At 52.4% G+C, this 18,934-nt stretch carries 16 protein-coding genes; 4 read left to right on the top strand and 12 right to left on the bottom strand.

All coding sequences use genetic code 11. From position 1 onward, the window contains the following. Complete coding sequence (locus MWU62_RS08380) at nt 1-1,128, top strand: 3-deoxy-7-phosphoheptulonate synthase (protein WP_247114415.1); 1,128 nt, start codon at nt 1-3, stop codon at nt 1,126-1,128. Further along, the gene (locus tag MWU62_RS08375) at nt 1,125-1,916 is read left to right on the top strand and encodes a glycerophosphodiester phosphodiesterase (RefSeq protein ID WP_247114414.1); all 792 of its coding nucleotides are present in this window, start codon (nt 1,125-1,127) and stop codon (nt 1,914-1,916) included. The genes MWU62_RS08380 and MWU62_RS08375 overlap by 4 nt, the downstream gene beginning before the upstream one ends. Nucleotides 1,917-1,928: 12 nt before the next feature. Here MWU62_RS08375 and sthA read toward each other — a convergent pair whose 3' ends face one another. From sthA to MWU62_RS08325, 10 genes are all read right to left on the bottom strand, one after another. Continuing rightward, complete coding sequence (gene sthA, locus MWU62_RS08370) at nt 1,929-3,320, bottom strand: Si-specific NAD(P)(+) transhydrogenase (RefSeq protein ID WP_247114413.1); 1,392 nt, start codon at nt 3,318-3,320, stop codon at nt 1,929-1,931. 65 nt (nt 3,321-3,385) lie between these two features. Then, nucleotides 3,386-3,637 carry a (Na+)-NQR maturation NqrM gene (gene nqrM / locus MWU62_RS08365; protein WP_247114412.1) on the bottom strand — a complete coding sequence of 84 codons (252 nt, stop codon included), beginning with the start codon at nt 3,635-3,637 and terminating at the stop codon, nt 3,386-3,388. Nucleotides 3,638-3,649: 12 nt separating this feature from the next. Then, nucleotides 3,650-4,702: an FAD:protein FMN transferase gene (locus tag MWU62_RS08360; protein WP_247114411.1), complete on the bottom strand. Its 1,053-nt coding sequence runs from the start codon at nt 4,700-4,702 to the stop codon at nt 3,650-3,652. A 9-nt stretch (nt 4,703-4,711) separates the two neighbouring features. Then, on the bottom strand, nt 4,712-5,938 hold the full coding sequence (gene nqrF / locus MWU62_RS08355; protein ID WP_247114410.1) for an NADH:ubiquinone reductase (Na(+)-transporting) subunit F: 1,227 nt from the start codon (nt 5,936-5,938) through the stop codon (nt 4,712-4,714). 37 nt (nt 5,939-5,975) lie between these two features. Next, nucleotides 5,976-6,584, bottom strand: a complete 609-nt coding sequence (nqrE, locus tag MWU62_RS08350) for an NADH:ubiquinone reductase (Na(+)-transporting) subunit E (protein WP_200201103.1) — start codon at nt 6,582-6,584, stop codon at nt 5,976-5,978. Next, complete coding sequence (locus MWU62_RS08345) at nt 6,584-7,249, bottom strand: NADH:ubiquinone reductase (Na(+)-transporting) subunit D (protein WP_247114409.1); 666 nt, start codon at nt 7,247-7,249, stop codon at nt 6,584-6,586. The genes nqrE and MWU62_RS08345 overlap by 1 nt, the downstream gene beginning before the upstream one ends. A gap of 2 nt (nt 7,250-7,251) precedes the next feature. Further along, on the bottom strand, nt 7,252-8,055 hold the full coding sequence (locus MWU62_RS08340; RefSeq protein WP_247114408.1) for a Na(+)-translocating NADH-quinone reductase subunit C: 804 nt from the start codon (nt 8,053-8,055) through the stop codon (nt 7,252-7,254). Further along, nucleotides 8,048-9,256, bottom strand: coding sequence for an NADH:ubiquinone reductase (Na(+)-transporting) subunit B (locus MWU62_RS08335; protein ID WP_247114407.1), 1,209 nt, complete (start codon nt 9,254-9,256; stop codon nt 8,048-8,050). The genes MWU62_RS08340 and MWU62_RS08335 overlap by 8 nt, the downstream gene beginning before the upstream one ends. Nucleotides 9,257-9,260: 4 nt before the next feature. Next, complete coding sequence (locus tag MWU62_RS08330) at nt 9,261-10,607, bottom strand: Na(+)-translocating NADH-quinone reductase subunit A (RefSeq protein WP_247114406.1); 1,347 nt, start codon at nt 10,605-10,607, stop codon at nt 9,261-9,263. A gap of 265 nt (nt 10,608-10,872) precedes the next feature. Then, the gene (locus MWU62_RS08325; RefSeq protein WP_348645632.1) at nt 10,873-12,342 is read right to left on the bottom strand and encodes a glyceraldehyde-3-phosphate dehydrogenase; all 1,470 of its coding nucleotides are present in this window, start codon (nt 12,340-12,342) and stop codon (nt 10,873-10,875) included. Nucleotides 12,343-12,527: 185 nt separating this feature from the next. Here MWU62_RS08325 and mfd point away from each other — a divergent pair, with 185 nt between their 5' ends. After that, on the top strand, nt 12,528-16,058 hold the full coding sequence (mfd, locus tag MWU62_RS08320) for a transcription-repair coupling factor (RefSeq protein WP_247114405.1): 3,531 nt from the start codon (nt 12,528-12,530) through the stop codon (nt 16,056-16,058). A gap of 44 nt (nt 16,059-16,102) precedes the next feature. Then, on the top strand, nt 16,103-16,864 hold the full coding sequence (locus MWU62_RS08315) for a CsiV family protein (RefSeq protein WP_247114404.1): 762 nt from the start codon (nt 16,103-16,105) through the stop codon (nt 16,862-16,864). Here MWU62_RS08315 and MWU62_RS08310 read toward each other — a convergent pair. Further along, nucleotides 16,839-17,621: an S-methyl-5'-thioinosine phosphorylase gene (locus MWU62_RS08310; protein ID WP_247114403.1), complete on the bottom strand. Its 783-nt coding sequence runs from the start codon at nt 17,619-17,621 to the stop codon at nt 16,839-16,841. The genes MWU62_RS08315 and MWU62_RS08310 overlap by 26 nt on opposite strands. After that, complete coding sequence (locus tag MWU62_RS08305; RefSeq protein WP_247114402.1) at nt 17,621-18,925, bottom strand: mechanosensitive ion channel family protein; 1,305 nt, start codon at nt 18,923-18,925, stop codon at nt 17,621-17,623. Before MWU62_RS08305 ends, MWU62_RS08310 begins: the two co-directional genes overlap by 1 nt. Between the last annotated feature and the right edge of the window lie 9 nt (nt 18,926-18,934).

Below are 18,934 nucleotides of genomic sequence, written 5' to 3'. Positions count from 1 at the left end.
ATGCTAGCTATTCTTCACCCCAATACACCGCTCGACAGCGAAGCCTATCGCCAGACAATGCATTATCTGGAAAACCTGTCCGGCGTAACTGTACGCGTCCACGAAATTCAGGGAGTCAGCCAACGGCTGACCGAAATATATCTACTGGGCGACACAAAGCCTCTAGACAAAGAAGAAATTGAAGCCCTACCCGCGGTCGAGCGGGCCATTCGCATATCCGACGACTATCGGATTCTTGGCCGCCACCGGGATGATAATCGGCAAACCGGCTTCAGCTATAACGGGGTGGATTTCAATCAATCCAACCTCAATATTTTTGCAGGGCTCTGTGCCGTCGATATACCAGAGCATGTAGAAATGATGCTGAAGGCGTTGGAGCAGAACGGTCAGGTATGCACCCGCATGGGCGCCTACAAGCCCCGCACCAACCCTTACTCGTTTCAGGGTCATGGTAAAGGCTGTCTACCCTGGGTATTTGAAAAAGCAGGTAAACACGGCATCAAAGTAGTGGCCATGGAAATCACCCATGAAAGCCACATTGAAGAAATTGATACCTGTTTAGAAAAGCTTGGGCGGCCGACAGGCGTCATGCTTCAGGTGGGTACCCGCAACACCCAGAACTTTGAACTGTTGAAAGCCATTGGCCGTCAGAGCACCTATCCCGTTCTACTCAAGCGCGGGTTTGGCATTACTCTAAACGAATCCCTGAATGCCGCGGAATATCTGGCCAGTGAAGGCAATGCAAACGTTATTTTCTGCTTACGCGGCATGAAAACCGAAGCTGGCCAGCCACACCGTAACATGGTGGACTTTGCTCACGTGCCCGCTGTTAAGAGGCTGACGCGCATGCCTGTCTGTGTAGACCCGTCGCACTCTGTTGGCACCCGTGAAAAATCCCCCGATGGCATTCTCGACGTGATGCACGCAACGGCACAAGGCGTGATTGCAGGGGCGAACATGGTGCTGGTGGACTTCCACCCTAAACCTGAAAAAGCACTGGTAGACGGGCCTCAGGCGCTGCTGATGAACGAACTCCCGGCCTATCTGGAAGATATTCAGTTGTGTCACGACACTTGGAAAAAACGTCAGGCCATTTACCAACGCTTAAAAGGTGAAACACCGGAATGATTGTCTACGGACACCGGGGGGCTAAAGGTGAAGCCCCCGAAAATACCCTACCCGGATTTAAACACGCTTACCGGCAGGGCGTTAGGCATTTCGAGCTGGATCTGGTGCTATCAAAAGATGGCAAACCGGTTCTGGTGCACGACCTTACAACCGACCGCACTACCGGCCAAAAAGGCGAGGTAAGCAATTACACCGCCGCAGAGCTTGCTGCAATGGACGCCCGTAAAAACACAAGTCCTTGGCCAGAAAGAGCAGGAATTCCGTCGCTTGAGGATTTGCTGGATCAGTTCAACGATATTGAACATTTCCAGCTTGAGGTAAAAAAAGACTCCCGCGCTAGACTGAATATCCTCTGCAACCGGCTAACGGAAATTATCCAACATCGGGACCTCTATCAAACGGCGGCAATTACTTCCTCAGACACATGGTTTTTGAAAGAAATTCGCAGAAGAAATAAACGTATTCGTACCGGGCTGGTAGCAGAAAGACGCTTCCCGAGGCCGATTGGGCAGGCAGCAAGGCTAGGATGTGAATACCTTTGCATTAACTGGAAACTGTGCTCACCAGAACTTGTAGAAAACGCTCGGCGCAGGGAAATGCACGTTTCCTGTTGGACGGTTAACCGCATTCAAGACATGCTTCGGCTAGAAGCTATGGGCGTAGACAGCGTTATTACAGACTATCCCACAAGTACACGCATGTTCTTCGACAACCGTGCACGCACGGCTCTGGCACTGCCCGATCGAAATGAAATGGCGGCGGGCAATGAAAAATTGCCCGCCAGCTGAGCACTGAACAGATTAGAAGATCCGGTTCAGGCCATTTAATGCAGCTACCCGATAAGCTTCAGCCATAGTCGGGTAGTTGAACGTAGTATTGATAAAGTAGTTCAGTGAGTTAGCCTCACCTTCCTGATTCATAATCGCCTGACCGATATGGACGATTTCTGCAGCCTGGTCACCAAAACAGTGAATCCCCAGAATGGCTCTGGTCTCCCGGTGGAACAGGATTTTCAGCATACCCACTGCTTCGCCGGTAATCTGTGCCCGGGCAAGATCCTTGAAAAAGGCCTGACCAACTTCATAGGGCACTTTGGCTTCCGTCAGCTCACGCTCGGTTTTACCAACGGAGCTGATCTCCGGAATCGTATAGATACCCGTAGGCACATCTGTGACGAAACGGAAGTAGTCATCATCAACGATATCTGAAGAGGCGGAGCGCCCCTGATCGTAAGCGGCACTTGCCAAGCTTGGCCACCCGATAACATCCCCGGCTGCATAGATGTTCTCTATCTCGGTGCGGTAATGCTCATCTACTGAAAGCTGGCCACGCCCGTTGGGCGTTAAGCCAACATTCTCAAGCCCTAGGCTATCTGTGTTACCACTTCGGCCATTACACCAGAGAAACGCATCTGCACGAATCTTCTTGCCTGACTTCAGCGACAGCACCACACCATGGTCGTCGCCATCCACAGACTCGTATTCTTCGTTATGGCGCACTAGCACACCGTTATTGCGTAGGTGGTAGCTCAGTGCATCAGAGATTTCATCGTCAAGGAAGGACAGCAGGCGACTGCCCGGGTTGATAAGGTCTACTTTCACACCAAGACCTGCAAAAATAGACGCATATTCCGAACCAATAACCCCTGCGCCATAGATGATCAGGGTGCGCGGTGTATGGGAAAGGTTGAGAATGGTGTCTGAGTTGTAAATCCTGTGATGACGGAAATCCAAATCAGGCGGTAGATACGGGCGTGAGCCGGTAGCGATGACGGCCTGTTTGAAATGCAGGGTCTCTACAGCCTTGTTCCCGCGGACTTCAAGTCGATTCTGGTCAAGAAACGAGGCCCGCCCGTTGATCAGGTCAACACGGTTACGGGAGTAAAACTGGGTTCTCAGCTTTACCTGTTTGCCTATAACCTTCTGAGCACTTTGCAAGACTCGGGGAAACGAGAACCAGCGGGGCTCACCAATATCCCGGAACATCTGGTTGGTGTTAAAAGTTATGATTTGCTTAACCGAGTGACGCAAAGCCTTGGAAGGAATCGTTCCCCAATGGGTGCAATTGCCCCCTACCGTGGGTTTGTCTTCAACAATAGCAACACGCTTGCCGTGCTTTGTCGCATTCATTGCCGCACCCTCACCAGAAGGTCCAGCACCGATAACGACGACGTCGTAATGATATTCTGCCATGCGCGCAGTGACTCCTTATCTACGTCGTGAAAAGTAATTGTGATTATTTGAAATCTGCTAGCGTTTTACCGCTTACGACCAGCCTTGGTTGCATCATAGGCTAAATCTTCAGGCGCTGCGGCTTCCGAGGCCACGCGCTGGTTTTCTTCTTCACACTTCTGGGTGTTGCCACCACAAATGTCGCAGGAAGAGCTGATGCCCAGAGCACCAATACCACCACAGGTGCCACTGATGGGCTTTCGCCCAAAAATCACACCAACAGACATGCCAGCAACCAGAAGAACCACGATCAATAAAACCAGAAGAAAGGTACCCATATTGCCCTCCCCTTACTGAGTAACGTAGGAAGAAAACGCCGGAGTCTGGTGCGACTCGAATCCGTTTTCCGCCCGGATAATAAAATAGGCCGGAATATTCTCCCGTGTGGCAAGCCCAAATGCCCGCTCATAACCCATTACTGTGAAACCAGTAGCTAACGCATCAGCAGTCATGCTGTCGTCGGCGATAACCGTTACAGATGCCAAATGGTGCGTAATCGGTTTTCCAGTTTCTGGGTCTATTGTATGGGAGAAACGACGCCCTTCCGATTCGTAATAGTTACGATAGTCACCAGAGGTTGCCATCGCCTTGGAAGGCAGATTAACAATACGGTTTACTGCATGTTGTCCGCCCTCAGACGGCTGCTCGATGGCAAGTCGCCATACACTGCCGTCAGGTTTTATTCCTTGCGTGCGCACCTCACCGCCGATTTCCACGAGGTAAGCTTTTAAGCCCTCACTATCAAGATAGCGTGCCACTACGTCTACACCATACCCTTTGGCGATGGCGGACAAGTCAATATACTGAGGCTGGGAGGCTTTTAAAGCAGGCGGTTGCGCCCGAAGTGAGAGGTGCTCAAAACCGGTTGAGGCCAGTACTTGGGCTAAGTCATCGTCCGACGGAACCTGTTCCGGCCGAGCCTCCGGCCCAAAGCCCCACAGATTGACCACCGGCCCTATAGTTACATCGAATGCGCCCTCCGTTAGGCGAGAGATTTCGGCTGACCTGGAGAGCACTTCATAGAGCGGTTCCGACACCGGAACCCAGTCTGACTGATCCTCAAGGCGATTGAGCTTTGAAAGCTCGGAGTCTTTCCGCCATGTCGACATGGATGCATCAACACCGTCCAGTGTCTCTTCGATGCCTTGAGCCAGCGCCTCAAGTCGCTGGCGATCTTCAGGCAACACAACACTTATATGATAGCTGGTGCCAAACACCGGCCCTGAGATCTCCCAGATTTGTTCATCTGGCTGAAACGAGCAACCCGCCAGAGTCACCAACACCAGCGCCGTGAAGACGCTGGCAAAAGTGACCCTGGCGGGTTGAAATATGCGGGATGTCATTTAAAAGGCTTAGCCTCCGAAGTCATCCAACATAATATTCTCGTCTTCTACACCCATATCTTTCAGCATCTTGATAACAGATGCGTTCATGATTGGGGGCCCACACATATAGTACTCACAGTCTTCGGGGGCCGGATGATCTTTCAGGTAGTTCTCGTAGAGCACATTGTGGATAAAGCCGGTAGGGCCTTCCCAGTTGTCCTCTGGCTGCGCATCTGAAAGAGCGACGTGCCATTCGAAGTTGTCGTTCTCTTCTGCAAGGCCGTCGAAGTCTTCCACATAGAACATCTCGCGGACACTTCGTGCACCGTACCAGAAGCTGATCTTACGCTTGGAGTTTAGGCGCTTGAGCTGGTCGAAAATGTGGGAACGCATGGGCGCCATACCGGCACCACCGCCGATAAACACCATTTCCGCTTCGGTCTTCTTAGCGAAGAACTCACCAAACGGCCCCATTACCGTAACCTTATCGCCCGGCTTCAGGTTGAACACGTAGCTGGACATGATGCCCGGCAGATGGTCAGTGCCCGGAGGCGGCGTTGCAATACGAATATTGAACTTGAGAACGCCCTTCTCTTCCGGGTAGTTCGCCATGGAGTAAGCGCGAATGGTTTCTTCCTTGTTGATCGCCTTATAGCGCCAAATATCAAGCTTGTCCCAGTCGCCGTGGAAGTCCTTCTCGATATCAAAATCTTTGAAGTTGATTTCGTAGGGAGGACACTCCAGCTGAACATAACCGCCAGCGCGGAAGTCAACTTCCTCACCTTCGGGCAGCTTGAGTACCAGTTCTTTGATGAAGGTAGCCACGTTGTGGTTGGAAACAACCTCACATTCCCACTTCTTCACGCCGAAGAACTCTTCCGGCACTTCAATCTTCATATCCTGTTTAACAGGAACCTGACACGACAAACGCCAGCCTTCCTTCTCTTCACGATTCGTGAAGTGCGTCTTTTCTGTCGCCAGCATGGCGCCACCGCCATCAAGCACCTTACATTTGCACTGAGCGCAGGTGCCGCCGCCGCCACAGGCAGACGATAGGAAGATACCACTACCGGCTAAAGTACCCAGTAGTTTGCCACCGGCTTCCGTTTTCACGGTATGTTCCGGGTCGTCATTGATTTCGATAGTCACATCACCGGTGCTTACCAGTTTGGATCTCGCCGCGAGGATGATCGCCACAAGCGCCAGAACGATAACGGTGAACATGACCACGCCGAGTATTATTTCTGTATACATGGTCTCGCCTTTTCGTTAAACCGAATCACCGGGTGAATTACAGGGAAATCCCTGAGAAGGACATAAAGCCAAGGGACATCAAACCAACAGTAATGAAGGTGATGCCCAGACCACGAAGCCCGTCAGGAACGTCGCTGTACTTCAGCTTTTCACGGATACCTGCCAGAGCAACGATGGCCAAAGCCCAGCCCACGCCAGCACCAAAGCCATAGACCACACTCTCACCGAAGGTGTAATCACGCTCAACCATGAACAGTGCCGCACCCATGATGGCGCAGTTAACTGTAATCAATGGAAGAAACACGCCAAGTGCGGAATAAAGTGCCGGAATATATTTATCCAGTATCATCTCCATGATCTGAACGATGGCCGCGATAACACCGATGTAGGTGATCAACCCAAGGAAGCTCAGATCCACATCCGGCAAGCCTGCCCAGGACAACGCACCCTCACGAAGGATGTTGTTGTAGATCAGGTTGTTGACCGGCACAGTCAGCGTGAGAACCACCACAACTGCAATACCAAGGCCAGTAGCCGCTTCAATCTTCTTGGAAATGGCGAGGAACGTACACATCCCCAAGAAGAACGCGAGCGCCATGTTCTCAATGAAAATTGCTTTGAGAAGCAGACTGATATAGTGCTCCATCAGAAGGCCTCCTTATGGGTGTGGCGGGACATTTTGTAGTCCTCTTCTTCGACTTGTTCTGGCATCCAGGCACGCAGTCCCCAGATGGCCAAGCCAATAATAAAGAACGCGCTAGGCGGCAACAGAAGCAGGCCGTTGGTAATGTACCACCCGCCTTCGTTAACCGGTGTCAGCAGGGTTACGCCAAACAGCGAACCAGCACCCAGCAGCTCCCGGAAAAATGCGACAAACAACAGCATAACTGAGTAGCCCATGCCGTTACCGATGCCGTCCAAGAAACTCAGCCAAGGGCCATTTTTCATGGCAAAACCTTCAGCGCGGCCCATAACGATACAGTTGGTAATAATCAGACCAACGAATACCGATAGCTGCTTACTGATCTCGTAGGCGTAGGCCTTGAGAATCTGGTCAACCACAATAACCAGCGAGGCAATAATGGTCATTTGAACAATGATTCGGATACTGCCCGGAATCTGGGTACGAACCAGCGACACAGCCAGGTTGGAAAACGCGGTAACCGCGATAACCGACAGACACATAACAATGGTGACGTTCATGCTGGTGGTTACGGCCAGCGCAGAACAGATACCGAGGATCTGTAGTCCGATCGGGTTGTTACTGAATATGGGTTCGAAAAGAACCTGTTTGGCAGTTACTTCAGACATGATCAGGCCTCCCCTTCACGAAGTTTCTTGAGGAACGGTGCGTAACCCCGGTCACCCATCCAATAGTTGACCAACTGCTGAACGCCACGACTGGTCAGTGTTGCACCGGAAAGCGCATCAACCTTGTGCTCTTTATCGGCTGCGTTAGCGTCAACACCACCTTTCATCAGGCGAATCTGCGGTTCAGTTTTATCCTCACCGTAAAGTTCTTTGCCAACCCACTGGGACTTCCAACGCGGGTTATCCACTTCACCGCCCAGCCCGGGTGTTTCCGCATGGGCATAGAAGCCAAGGCCTTCAATCGTATTCAGGTCTCCTTCAAGCGACATGAAGCCGTAAAGGGTGGACCACAGCCCGTATCCATGAATAGGAAGCACTACCCGCTTCATTTCTCCGTTTTCGCTCAGGGTATAAACCTTGGCGATATTGGGGCGGCGTTTGATGCCGGCCTTATCCTCAGACGACGGGATCTTGGTGGACATCTTCGGATCTGAAGCAGCTTTATACATATCGTATTTCATGGGATCGCTTACTTCCACGAAAGACGGCTCTACATAATCGCCGGTTTCCAAATCTACCAAGCGCACATCAAACTGCGCGAAAATACTCTCGATTTCATCGGCGCCTGCTCCATTAGGCAGCATGCCCGCCGCTGCGAGAATATTGGTTTTAATGTCCAGATTCTGGTTCTTGATCTGGGCCGGGCGCAGCACTACCGCAGCGGTTGATACCACTACGGAAAAGACGATACTCAGTACCAGAGCAACAAGCAGCGTTCTGGAGACAGTTTCTTTAGCATTAGCCACGAGCGAGCCTCCGTTTAACGTTAGCCTGAACCACATAGTGATCCATGAGCGGAGCAAAAAGGTTAGCGAACAGAATCGCCAGCATAATGCCCTCCGGGAACGCCGGGTTAACAACGCGGATAAGGATGGTCATCACGCCTACCAAAATGCCGAAGCACCAGCGACCCGTATTGGTCATTGCCGCTGAAACTGGGTCAGTAGCCATGAACATCATACCAAACGCAAAGCCGCCCATAACCAGATGCCAATGCGCGGGAACGGCAAACATCGGGTTTGTGTCCGAACCAACCAGATTCATCAGCATGGCCGTACCGATCATGCCAATGAGCACACCACCCACAATTCGGTAGCTCGCGATCCTCATACCGATCAGGATCAGACCGCCAATCATCACAGCCAGAGTAGAGGTTTCGCCCATAGAGCCCTGAACCGAGCCCATAAATGCGTTCATCCAACCAATGCTCTGCTCCAGTGCTTCAAGACCGCCGCTTGCGGCCATGCTTAGAGCAGTTGCGCCACTGAAACCGTCAACGGCTGTCCAAACCGCATCACCCGAGATCTGCGCCGGATAAGCAAAGTACAGGAATGCGCGACCTGTCAGTGCCGGGTTGAGGAAGTTTTTCCCTGTACCGCCAAAGACTTCTTTACCAATGACTACGCCGAAAGTAATACCCAGAGCCACCTGCCACAGAGGAATGGTGGGCGGGCAAATCAGTGCGAACAGGATAGACGTTACAAAGAAGCCTTCGTTCACTTCGTGACGGCGCACGGTTGCGAACAGAACTTCCCAGAAACCGCCGACCACAAAAGTCACCGCGTAAACAGGGATAAAATAAGCCATCCCGTAAACGAAATTATCCCATACACCTGCTCCGGCCCCAGTTATCGCCAGAGCTTGAATAAAGGCCGTGCGCAGACCTCCATCAGCAATCAGAGCATCCGGATTGGAGGCAAGAAAGCTGTTGGCCTGAAAGCCGATATTCCACATACCAAAAAACATTGCCGGGAAAGTGCACAGCCACACTGTGATCATGATGCGCTTAAGATCAACGCCATCACGCACATGGGAGGTTGTGGATGTCACCGAACTGGGTGTGTAGAAAATAGTATCGGCAGCTTCATAAAGCGCATACCAGCGCTCGTACTTGCCACCTTTTTCGAAATGATGCTCGATTCCATCGAGAAACTGTCTGATAGCCATCGTATTAGCCCTCGATCTCGATTCGGGTCAGGTTCTCGCGGAGAATCGGACCGTATTCATATTTACCCGGACACACGAAGGTGCACAGCGCCAGATCTTCTTCATCCAACTCCAAAGCGCCGAGTTTTTGAGCCATTTCGGTATCACCCACAATCAGCGCACGTAGCAGCTGGGTTGGCAGGATATCCAGAGGCATCACCTTCTCGTAGGCGCCCACAGGCACCATAGCGCGTTCACTACCGTTGGTGGTCGTGGTGAAATCGAATTTTTTGCCAGCAAAAAGCTTGGACAGGTAAATGTTCAGAACAGAGAACTTATTAACACCCGGCGTCAACCAACCCATGAAGTAGCGCTTATTGCCCTCTTCCAGAATCGATACCTGATTAGCAAACCGGCCAAGGTAGGCGCAGGGGCCTTCACCACGGCGACCACCAAACACAGAACCGGAAATGGCGCGTACATCACAGTCTGTAGCGACTTCGCCATCAAGAAGCTCAGCGAGACTGGCACCTAAACGGGTACGAACCAAACGCGGCTTCAGAGCTTTGGGCCCACCAAGCGCAACAATTCGGCTAACGTTCAGTTCACCGGTTGTAAACAGAAGCCCGAAGTCGATAACGTCTTGATAGTTTACGGTCCAGACGCTTTTGGCAGCGGAAACCGGGTCAAGGTGATGAATATGGGTGCCGACATTACCGGCGGGGTGGATTCCGTCGAACTGCTGGACGTCAATATTATCCGCCTTGGGTACCGACACATTTGAGCCCGGCCGCCCAGTAACAAACACCTTGCCTGATGTAAGTCTGCCCAGAATGGTCAAGCCGTTTTCAAAGGCTGCCGCATTTTCTGCAATCACTACGGTGGGATCTGCAGCTAGCGGGTTGGTATCCATAACGGAAACGAAAATAGAATGCGGAGCGGTGTCGATTGCCGGCACCTTGCTGTATGGGCGTGTTTTCAGCGCTGTCCACAAACCAGACTCAACCAGATTGTCGACCACCTGCTGACGCTCAAGACCCGGAAGGTCCGAAGCATTGTAGCGTGCAAAGGTTTCAGCCTCGTCACCATCAATCTCGATGACCACTGACTGGAATACCCGTCGCTCACCGCGATTGAGCTCTTTCACCACACCAGCGGCGGGTGACGTATAACGAACGCCTTCGGTCTTCTTGTCCGTGAACAGCAGCGTACCGCGCTTAACACGATCCCCTTCTTTAACAGCCATCGTCGGCTTCATGCCGACATAGTCAAAACCAATCAACGCCGCGTGGCGAACTGGCTTGCCGTCTGTAATGGTCTGTTCAGGAGCGCCGCTGATGGGAAGATCCAGGCCTTTCTTGATCTTAATCATTAGCCTCATCCAATCATCAGAAACTATTCTATGTATTCGTATTGTCTGGCCCCAGCGGCCCAGAAAACAGATTGAGAAACAGGGAGCCAGACATACCCAAAATCGCGCCAATTATAGAGTTTAAGGTGAGCTATTTCCACCTGAAACAAGAACTGGTTTGTACCTGAACGTAAACCCGGCGAGCTCAGGTCTTGCCTATAAAAAACCCGGTGACTTTCGACACCGGGTTTGTGGAGCGATCCATACTAATTCTGGTTCACTAACCTCAGTCGCGCGAGCGCTTCGGGAAGATGGGGTAATCAATGCCCGCCATCTGGTTCACCACGCGAATTACCTGAGCACTATAACCAAACTCATTATCGTACCAAACGTATAGAATCAAACGCTTACCAGCCGCAATGGTAGCCTGAGCATCAACGATACCGGCATGCCGCGAGCCAACAAAGTCAGTGGATACCACTTCAGGGGAGTTCACAAAATCGATCTGCTTTTGCAATTCGGAGTGCAAAGCCATCTCGCGCAGGTAATCGTTAACGCTTTCTACATCCACCTCTTTCTTCAGATTGAGGTTCAAAATGGCCATAGAAACGTTCGGAGTGGGAACACGAATTGCGTTACCAGTGAGCTTACCTTTCAGCTCGGGCAAAGCTTTGGATACTGCTTTTGCCGCACCTGTCTCGGTAATTACCATGTTCAGCGCGGCACTTCGGCCACGACGACTTCCTTTGTGGTAGTTGTCGATGAGGTTTTGATCGTTCGTATAGGAGTGCACAGTCTCAACGTGCCCATCTTCAATGCCATACTCGTCGTAAATCGCTTTCAGCACAGGGGTAATGGCGTTGGTGGTACAGGAGGCTGCTGACAGAATCTTGTCTTCGTCAGTAATCCAGTCGTTATTAATGCCGTAAACAATATTCTTGATATCGCCCTTGCCAGGCGCCGTTAGCATAACGCGACTCACGCCTTTGGATTTCAGGTGCAGCCCAAGACCCTCTTCATCGCGCCACTTACCCGTATTATCGATAACGATGGCGTTATTGATTCCATACTGGGTGTAATCCACCTTATCCGGGCCGTCTGAATAGATCACCTTGATGAAATTACCGTTGGCAATCAGCGCAGACTGCTCCTCGTCAACGCGAATAGTGCCGTCAAATGGGCCGTGCACGGAATCACGACGCAAGAGGCTGGCACGTTTCTCCAGATCGTTTTCAGCGCCGCCCTGACGAACCACAATAGCTCTCAAGCGGAGGTTGTTACCACCACCGGCCTTTTCGATGAGAATGCGGGCCAGCAAACGACCAATACGGCCAAAACCATAAAGCACGACGTCTTTGGTGTCGTTGTTGGCGTCTTCTTCAGACTGTGCAGGATACTGACCAACCACAGGCCCGATTTCTTTCTTTAAAAATTCGGTTAGGTCACCGCCTTCCTGCTTGAACTTTACCGCCAGCTTGCCAATATCGACGTGCGCGCGCCCAAGCTCTAACTGGTCCATGGCTTGTAACAGCGGCAGGGTGTCGTGGACAGAAAGCTCACCGCCTTCTACTTGGCGCACGTAACGATGCGCACGAATAATATCGATAACCGATTGGTTGATAATGGCGCGACCGTATACGGAGGTAACGATGTTATTTTTACGGTAAAGACGGCCGATTAGCGGAATCATAGCCTCCGCAGTAGATTCTCTGTCCATCCAGTTGGACAGGCACTGGTTCATCTGATCGTGGCTCACGGTAGGGACCCCTGTTTCGCACATGGAATAATTAAGGTTGGGCATTATCCAACTTAAACCCGCTAACGGCAAATACGAACTGGCACGGACATCGTAGATTAGCCGCCATGACACCGAGGTCACCCGGCGTTAGAATAGCCGCCTCACCGGTTCCCCAACCCCACAGCAGGAGAACACGACTGCCCATGAATCAAGGTGCCCCGACTTCCACTTCGCCGCAAACACTGATTGCGCCATCGTTTCCTCAAAAACCGGCCGATCACCGCACCTGGGGGCAGTTGCACGGCAGCAGTGACGCGCTGGCCATTTGTGAGAGTGCTCGTGCGCTTAAAGGGCTCACGCTGGTGATTACCCGCAACACGGCCGAAGCGATTCGTCTGGAGCAATCCATACGCTTCTTTCTCGGCTTGCCACCGGAAGAAGATGGGGCAACCGTCACAGAAGACGGTTTGGAGCTGTTATCTCTGCCAGACTGGGAAACCCTGCCATACGATCTGTTTTCCCCACATCAGGACATAACCTCACGGCGCATTCGCACCTTGCACCGCCTGCCGAGTATCCAGCACGGCGTGATTGTGGTGCCAGCCCGAACCCTGATGCACCGACTGCCACCAGTGAACTATTTACAAGGCAACACCTTACTACTGGAAACCGGCCAGTCTCTTGATATGGATAGCTGGCGCTTGCAGCTCTCTACTGCAGGTTACCGGCACGCCGAGAATGTATACGAGCATGGCGAATATGCCGTTCGCGGCTCCATTCTCGATATATACCCCATGGGCTCAAACCTGCCCTATCGAATTGACTTGTTTGATAACGAAGTTGAAACGCTTCGCACCTTCGATCCCGAAACCCAGCGTTCCATTGACCGAATTGATCGAATAGAGCTTCTTCCCGCCTACGAATTCCCGTGGCACAAGGAAGCCCGCTCAGCCTTTCGCGGGCGCTGGTTCGAGCAGTTTCCAAATGCGGATAAAAATGCGCCCATTTATCAGGACGTCAGCAACGGCATTACCCCACCGGGCATAGAGTATTACCTGCCTCTATTTTTCGATCAAACTGCTACGCTGTTCGATTATTTGCCCGGCACAACCCATGTTTTCACGGCGGCTGGACTGAACGAAGCCATCACGCACTTTGACACTGAAACCCGCAATCGCTTCGAAGACCGCCGCCACGACCGGCATCGACCGATCCTCCCGCCTGCAAGCCTGTTCTTGCAGCAGGACGAGTTGTTTGGCCACCTCAAGCACTTCCCTCGGGTAACCACAACACCCGATACAGCCGAGGGCAGCGGCGCCATAAATTGCCCCAGCAACGCCCTTCCAGATATAGCCATGAACGCTCGGGCCGCTGATCCTGCTGGCCGATTGAAACGTTTCATCAGTGACTTCTCGGGACGTGTGCTTATCTGCGCAGAGTCGTCCGGGCGGCGTGAAGCTTTGGTTGAAAATCTCGGAGAGCATCAGCTCAAGCTGCAAGGCTTTGAAAGCTGGCACGACTTTCTAGCCGATAAAACAGCTCCTCTGGGCATCACCATCGCACCGATGGAACAAGGCCTAGTGTTGCCAGAGCACAATGTGGCTTTGATCACCGAAACAGCGCTGTTTGGCGAGCGGGTTTTGCAGCGCCGCCGCCGGGACAAACCGACAGAAATTAATGATGATGGATACCGCGATCTGTCCGAGTTGCGCACGGGCTCTCCTGTTGTGCATATCGATCACGGCGTTGGCCGCTATTTGGGTTTGGAAACCATTGCCGTTGAAGGGGAAGCCAGTGAGTTTTTGATGCTCGAATATGCAGGCGGCTCGAAACTCTATGTGCCCGTATCTAGCCTGCACCTCATCTCGCGCTATGCAGGCTCTGATACCGAACACGCTCCGTTGCACAAACTGGGCACCGAACGCTGGAGCACTGCCAAGCAAAAGGCACTGGAAAAAATCCGCGATACAGCTGCCGAGCTTTTGGACGTATATGCCCGCCGTGAGGCCCGCAAAGGGTTTGCCTTTGAAGACCCGAAAGAAGCTTACCGTGCGTTTGCCGCAGGTTTTCCCTTTGAGGAGACGCCGGATCAACAAGCAGCCATTGAAGCCGTTTTCGAGGATATGACTAACGAAAAGCCCATGGATAGGTTGGTGTGCGGTGATGTCGGTTTTGGTAAAACCGAAGTGGCTATGCGCGCCGCCTTCATGGCAACCTGGTCCGGGAAACAGGTCGCCGTGCTGGTGCCAACAACGCTTTTAGCCCAACAGCATTATGAATCCTTCCGGGATCGCTTCTCGGATACTCCGGTTAATATCGAGCTATTGAGCCGTTTCCGAAGCTCAACCCAAACAAATAAAGCTCTGGAAGCCATTGAGAGTGGCAAAGCCGACATTGTGATTGGCACTCACAAACTGCTGCAAGGCGATATTCAGTTTAAGAATCTGGGCTTGGTTATTATTGACGAGGAACACCGGTTTGGTGTGGGGCAGAAAGAAAAACTCAAAGCCTTGCGGGCCGAGGTGGATATGCTCAACCTCACGGCAACGCCTATCCCGCGAACCCTCAATATGGCCATGGGTCACCTTCGGGACTTATCCATCATTGCCACGCCTCCAGCCAGAAGGCTCTCGGTTAAAACCTTTGTACGCCAACGCGACGATGCGCTTGTGAAAGAAGCAATATTGCGTGAGGTTCTGCGAGGTGGCCAGGTGTATGTTTTGCATAACGATGTGGCCAGCATCGAAAAAACGGCGGAGGATCTTCGCCAACTGGTTCCGGAAGCCCGCGTAGGTGTGGCCCACGGCCAAATGCGGGAGAGACAGCTTGAAGACATCATGTCGGACTTCTACCACAAGCGCTTTAATGTGCTGGTGTGCACCACCATCATCGAGACCGGCATAGACATCCCAAGTGCCAACACCATTATTATCGAGCGCGCGGACAAATTTGGCCTAGCGCAGCTGCATCAACTCCGTGGCCGAGTAGGCCGCTCACATCATCAGGCTTACGCTTACCTGCTGACGCCTCCGCCAAAAGCCATAACGGCGGATGCCAAAAAGCGGCTAGAAGCTATTTCCGAAGCTCAAGACCTCGGCGCCGGCTTTATGCTGGCAACCCACGATCTAGAGATTCGTGGCGCTGGCGAGTTGCTGGGCGACGAGCAAAGTGGACAGATCGAAAGCATCGGCTTCACGCTATATATGCAACTGTTAGACGAAGCCGTAAAAGCCATTCGAGAGGGCCGTACTCCCAATGCCGAATTGCCCCTGAGCCACGGCACGGAAATGAACTTGCGCATACCTGCAGTAATTCCGGAAGACTATTTGCCCGATGTACACAACCGACTCATGCTCTACAAACGCATTGCCAGCGTCAGCGATCGCGAAGGATTAAAAGAACTTCAGGTTGAAATGATTGATCGCTTCGGATTATTACCAGAGCCAGCTAAGAACCTAGTCCGGCAAACAGAGCTTCGGCTGCAGGCAGAAGCTCTGGGCATAGTAAAAGTAGACGCTGGCAAGGAGTGGGGCCGCCTTGAATTTGGCAATTCCACGCCGGTGGATCCGCTTGTGCTGGTTAAGAAAATGCAATCCGCACCAGACACCTATCGTCTGGAAGGTGCCAACAGCTTCCGTTTTCGGCTGAAGGACACCTCAACCAGTGGTAAACTCGACGGCATTTCCGCGATGCTGGGCGAACTTTTACCCGCTCAGAGCGCGGCCACTGCCTGATTATCGCCCGAAATATAAGGGCTTGAAAAAACTGGAGCACTCTCTTGCAGACTGATGGTAATCGCCTAACCCGGCTACTGGCACACACACTACTGACAGCCCTTCTGGCGGCCACCCCGTTAGTGAGCCATGCCCAGCAGACGCCAGACGACTTTTACCGCGCTGAGTTCGTGATTCTAGAGCGTATCATCGACCCCGCCGCTGTTAACGAGCGCATGGTTACGCGCAAAGTGGAAGCGCCGTTAGATACAAGCGAGACCCTGTATCGTATTGCCCGCGATGGCACCTCAAGCTCCTCTTTAAAACTTGAAAGTCGCAATCAGCTTCATCTTGGCTACGCGGCCAACCGGCTCGAAAACAGCGGCAAATACCGAGTGCTTATGGCCGCAGGCTGGTATCAAGCTTTCCCGCCGGATTACAAAGGCCAACCACTGCGTGTTGAAATAGGGGATTGGCTAGCTCAAGCAGGCCAGAGGGAAATTGAAGGACACATTACAGTCGATAGGCAGCGCTATCTGCACGTTGCGGTTCACTTGAATCACTGGCAGGAAGGAAAAGTTGCGCTGCCCCCTGTTGCCGCCAGCGGCGAACCCGCCAGCTTAACGGCCCCGGTAGCTGCATCAGGTACAGAAGGCACGGCAGATAATACCGCAGGTGCAGAGCCAACTTTAAAACCTGAAGTACCGCTTGAGCTACTCACCTGGATCCGTGAAACCCGCCGGATGCGGAGCGAAGAAATTCACTTCCTCGACTCCCCCACCATCGGCGTTCTTGTGTTCTTCAAGAAGATTGAGGCAAAACCCTAAGCGCTCCGAGACCGGCCATCGAAACTTCAAGAATACGTTTTACACCAGACATACCTTGATCGATGGCCGCTTCTATTTCTTCCATGGTGATAATGTGGTCTGACTTGCCTGCGGCCCAGTTCACCACCAGCCCCAAGCATACATACCGCATACCCAGCTCTGCAGCCAGAGCAGCCTCAGGCATACCGGTCATGCCGACCAAGTCACACCCATCTCTCTCCATACGCCTTATTTCAGCTGCCGTTTCAAGTCTTGGGCCCTGAGTTGCGCCATAAACGCCAAACCCGGAAAGGGGCACATCATGCGCCGTTGCTGCATGCATCAACACATCCCGCGCAGCCTGATCGTATGGCCAAGTGAAGTCTATGTGGGTTACCTGCTCCAGATTCCCCTCAAAGAAGGTGCCAGCCCTCCCCCAGGTATAATCGATAATCTGATCGGGAATCACCACACGGGCCGGGCCCATCTCTGGATGTATACCGCCCACCGCATTCACGCCAACGACCGTGCGCACGCCTACATTGTAGAGCGCTTGTATATTTGCCCGGTAATTCACCTCATGAGGTGGAATCCTATGCGGATTGCCATGTCTGGAAAGAAACACAACCGACTGTCCATCAAGGTGGCCTTCGACCAACTCGGAGGAAGGCTCCCCCCAGGGAGTTTCCAGTGTTCGGGTTCCCGCGATTTTCAGGCCCGAGAGGGTTGTCAGCCCTGTGCCGCCAATAATGCCGATAGCACTGCTTAGATCAGACATTAATCGCCATCTCCCGCGTCCAGTGACTGTTCGCCTTCATCACCTGCCTGAGTGTCATGGCGGCGACTGCGGTCTCGCTTACTGCCACTTCCTTTATTTTGAGATGCCCGAGATTTACTCCGCGAGGCTCGGGGGGTATCTGCCTTTTCACCTTGAGCCGCCCCAGACTCGGATTCCACATCAGGCTCCTCATCATCATCTTCAGAGCGGTTCTCGTCGCCAAAATGTATGGTTTGTGTCGGGAACGCCACTTCACCACCGTGCCCTTCGATAACGTCGCTGATTTTTAGAAGCACATCCTGTTTTACTTCGTGATACCTAACCCACTGAGTGGTTTTGGTGAAGGCGTAAACCATAATATCCAGTGACGAATGATTGAACGCCAAAAAGTTAACAATCAAGGTTTGATCGCTATCGATGTCGTCGTGCCCCTCGAGCATCGAGCGTATGTCTGCAACAATCGCCTGCATTTGCGAGACGTCCGCGTACCGGATGCCAATGGTCTCGGAGATACGCCGATTTGTCATTCGCGAAGGGTTTTCTACGGCAATAGTCGTGAAGGTTGCGTTTGGTACATAGAGGGGGCGCTTATCAAAGGTCCGAATGGTTGTAAGCCGCCATCCGATTTGCTCCACAGTGCCTTCAATGTTGCGATCCGGTGAACGAATCCAGTCTCCGACCTTAAACGGCCGGTCCAGATGAATGATGAAACCACCGAAAAAGTTCGCCAATAGGTCCTTAGCGGCAAAGCCCACCGCAATACCACCCACACCACCAAAGGCAAGCACACCTGAGAGGCTATAGCCCAATGATTGCAGGCTGATCAGCACAGCCGTAATGATCACAACGGCCCGTAAAAGCTTACTGATCGCATTGACAGTGGTGAAATCCATGGGCTTTTTCATTTTTACCGGAGAAACAAGAATGCCCTCCACTTCTTTGACCATTCTGAGCAAGGTCCAAACGAAGATAAAAATGAAGCCGACTTTCAGTAAGGTCCCATTCGCTTTGAAAATCTCTGCGGACGAATAGTGATGAGCCACTTCGGCTGCCCAGTAAATCCCTTGCAGCCATACAAAGGCAACGGCCGGCGCGCGGGTGGCATGTAGCAGAGCATCGTCCCAGATATTATTGGTTTCAGAAAACTTGCGCTCCAGCGCACCGATGACATGACTGGCAATATAGGCAACCGTCGCTGTGCCAAGCACCAAGGCAAACACCACGATACTTACGCGCCATGCCTCAGACAGCACACCGAAGTTCTCGATCCAGCCATTAAGCGTGGACATCATTTCTCCGATCATCGGAACCCT

This window comes from Marinobacter sp. S6332, assembly GCF_023016045.1.
Taxonomy (GTDB): Bacteria; Pseudomonadota; Gammaproteobacteria; order Pseudomonadales; family Oleiphilaceae; genus Marinobacter.
This window is presented reverse-complemented; position numbering and strand designations above follow the sequence as displayed.

Excerpts from the sequence above, each read along its gene's own strand:
- MWU62_RS08360 (WP_247114411.1), bottom strand. The coding sequence starts at position 4,702 with ATGACATCCCGCATATTTCAACCCGCCAGGGTCACTTTTGCCAGCGTC.
- nqrE (WP_200201103.1), bottom strand. The coding sequence starts at position 6,584 with ATGGAGCACTATATCAGTCTGCTTCTCAAAGCAATTTTCATTGAGAAC.
- nqrM (WP_247114412.1), bottom strand. The coding sequence starts at position 3,637 with ATGGGTACCTTTCTTCTGGTTTTATTGATCGTGGTTCTTCTGGTTGCT.
- MWU62_RS08335 (WP_247114407.1), bottom strand. The coding sequence starts at position 9,256 with ATGGCTATCAGACAGTTTCTCGATGGAATCGAGCATCATTTCGAAAAA.
- MWU62_RS08330 (WP_247114406.1), bottom strand. The coding sequence starts at position 10,607 with ATGATTAAGATCAAGAAAGGCCTGGATCTTCCCATCAGCGGCGCTCCT.
- MWU62_RS08345 (WP_247114409.1), bottom strand. The coding sequence starts at position 7,249 with ATGTCTGAAGTAACTGCCAAACAGGTTCTTTTCGAACCCATATTCAGT.
- sthA (WP_247114413.1), bottom strand. The coding sequence starts at position 3,320 with ATGGCAGAATATCATTACGACGTCGTCGTTATCGGTGCTGGACCTTCT.
- mfd (WP_247114405.1), top strand. The coding sequence starts at position 12,528 with ATGAATCAAGGTGCCCCGACTTCCACTTCGCCGCAAACACTGATTGCG.
- nqrF (WP_247114410.1), bottom strand. The coding sequence starts at position 5,938 with ATGTATACAGAAATAATACTCGGCGTGGTCATGTTCACCGTTATCGTT.
- MWU62_RS08375 (WP_247114414.1), top strand. The coding sequence starts at position 1,125 with ATGATTGTCTACGGACACCGGGGGGCTAAAGGTGAAGCCCCCGAAAAT.
- MWU62_RS08310 (WP_247114403.1), bottom strand. The coding sequence starts at position 17,621 with ATGTCTGATCTAAGCAGTGCTATCGGCATTATTGGCGGCACAGGGCTG.
- MWU62_RS08305 (WP_247114402.1), bottom strand. The coding sequence starts at position 18,925 with ATGATCGGAGAAATGATGTCCACGCTTAATGGCTGGATCGAGAACTTC.
- MWU62_RS08380 (WP_247114415.1), top strand. The coding sequence starts at position 1 with ATGCTAGCTATTCTTCACCCCAATACACCGCTCGACAGCGAAGCCTAT.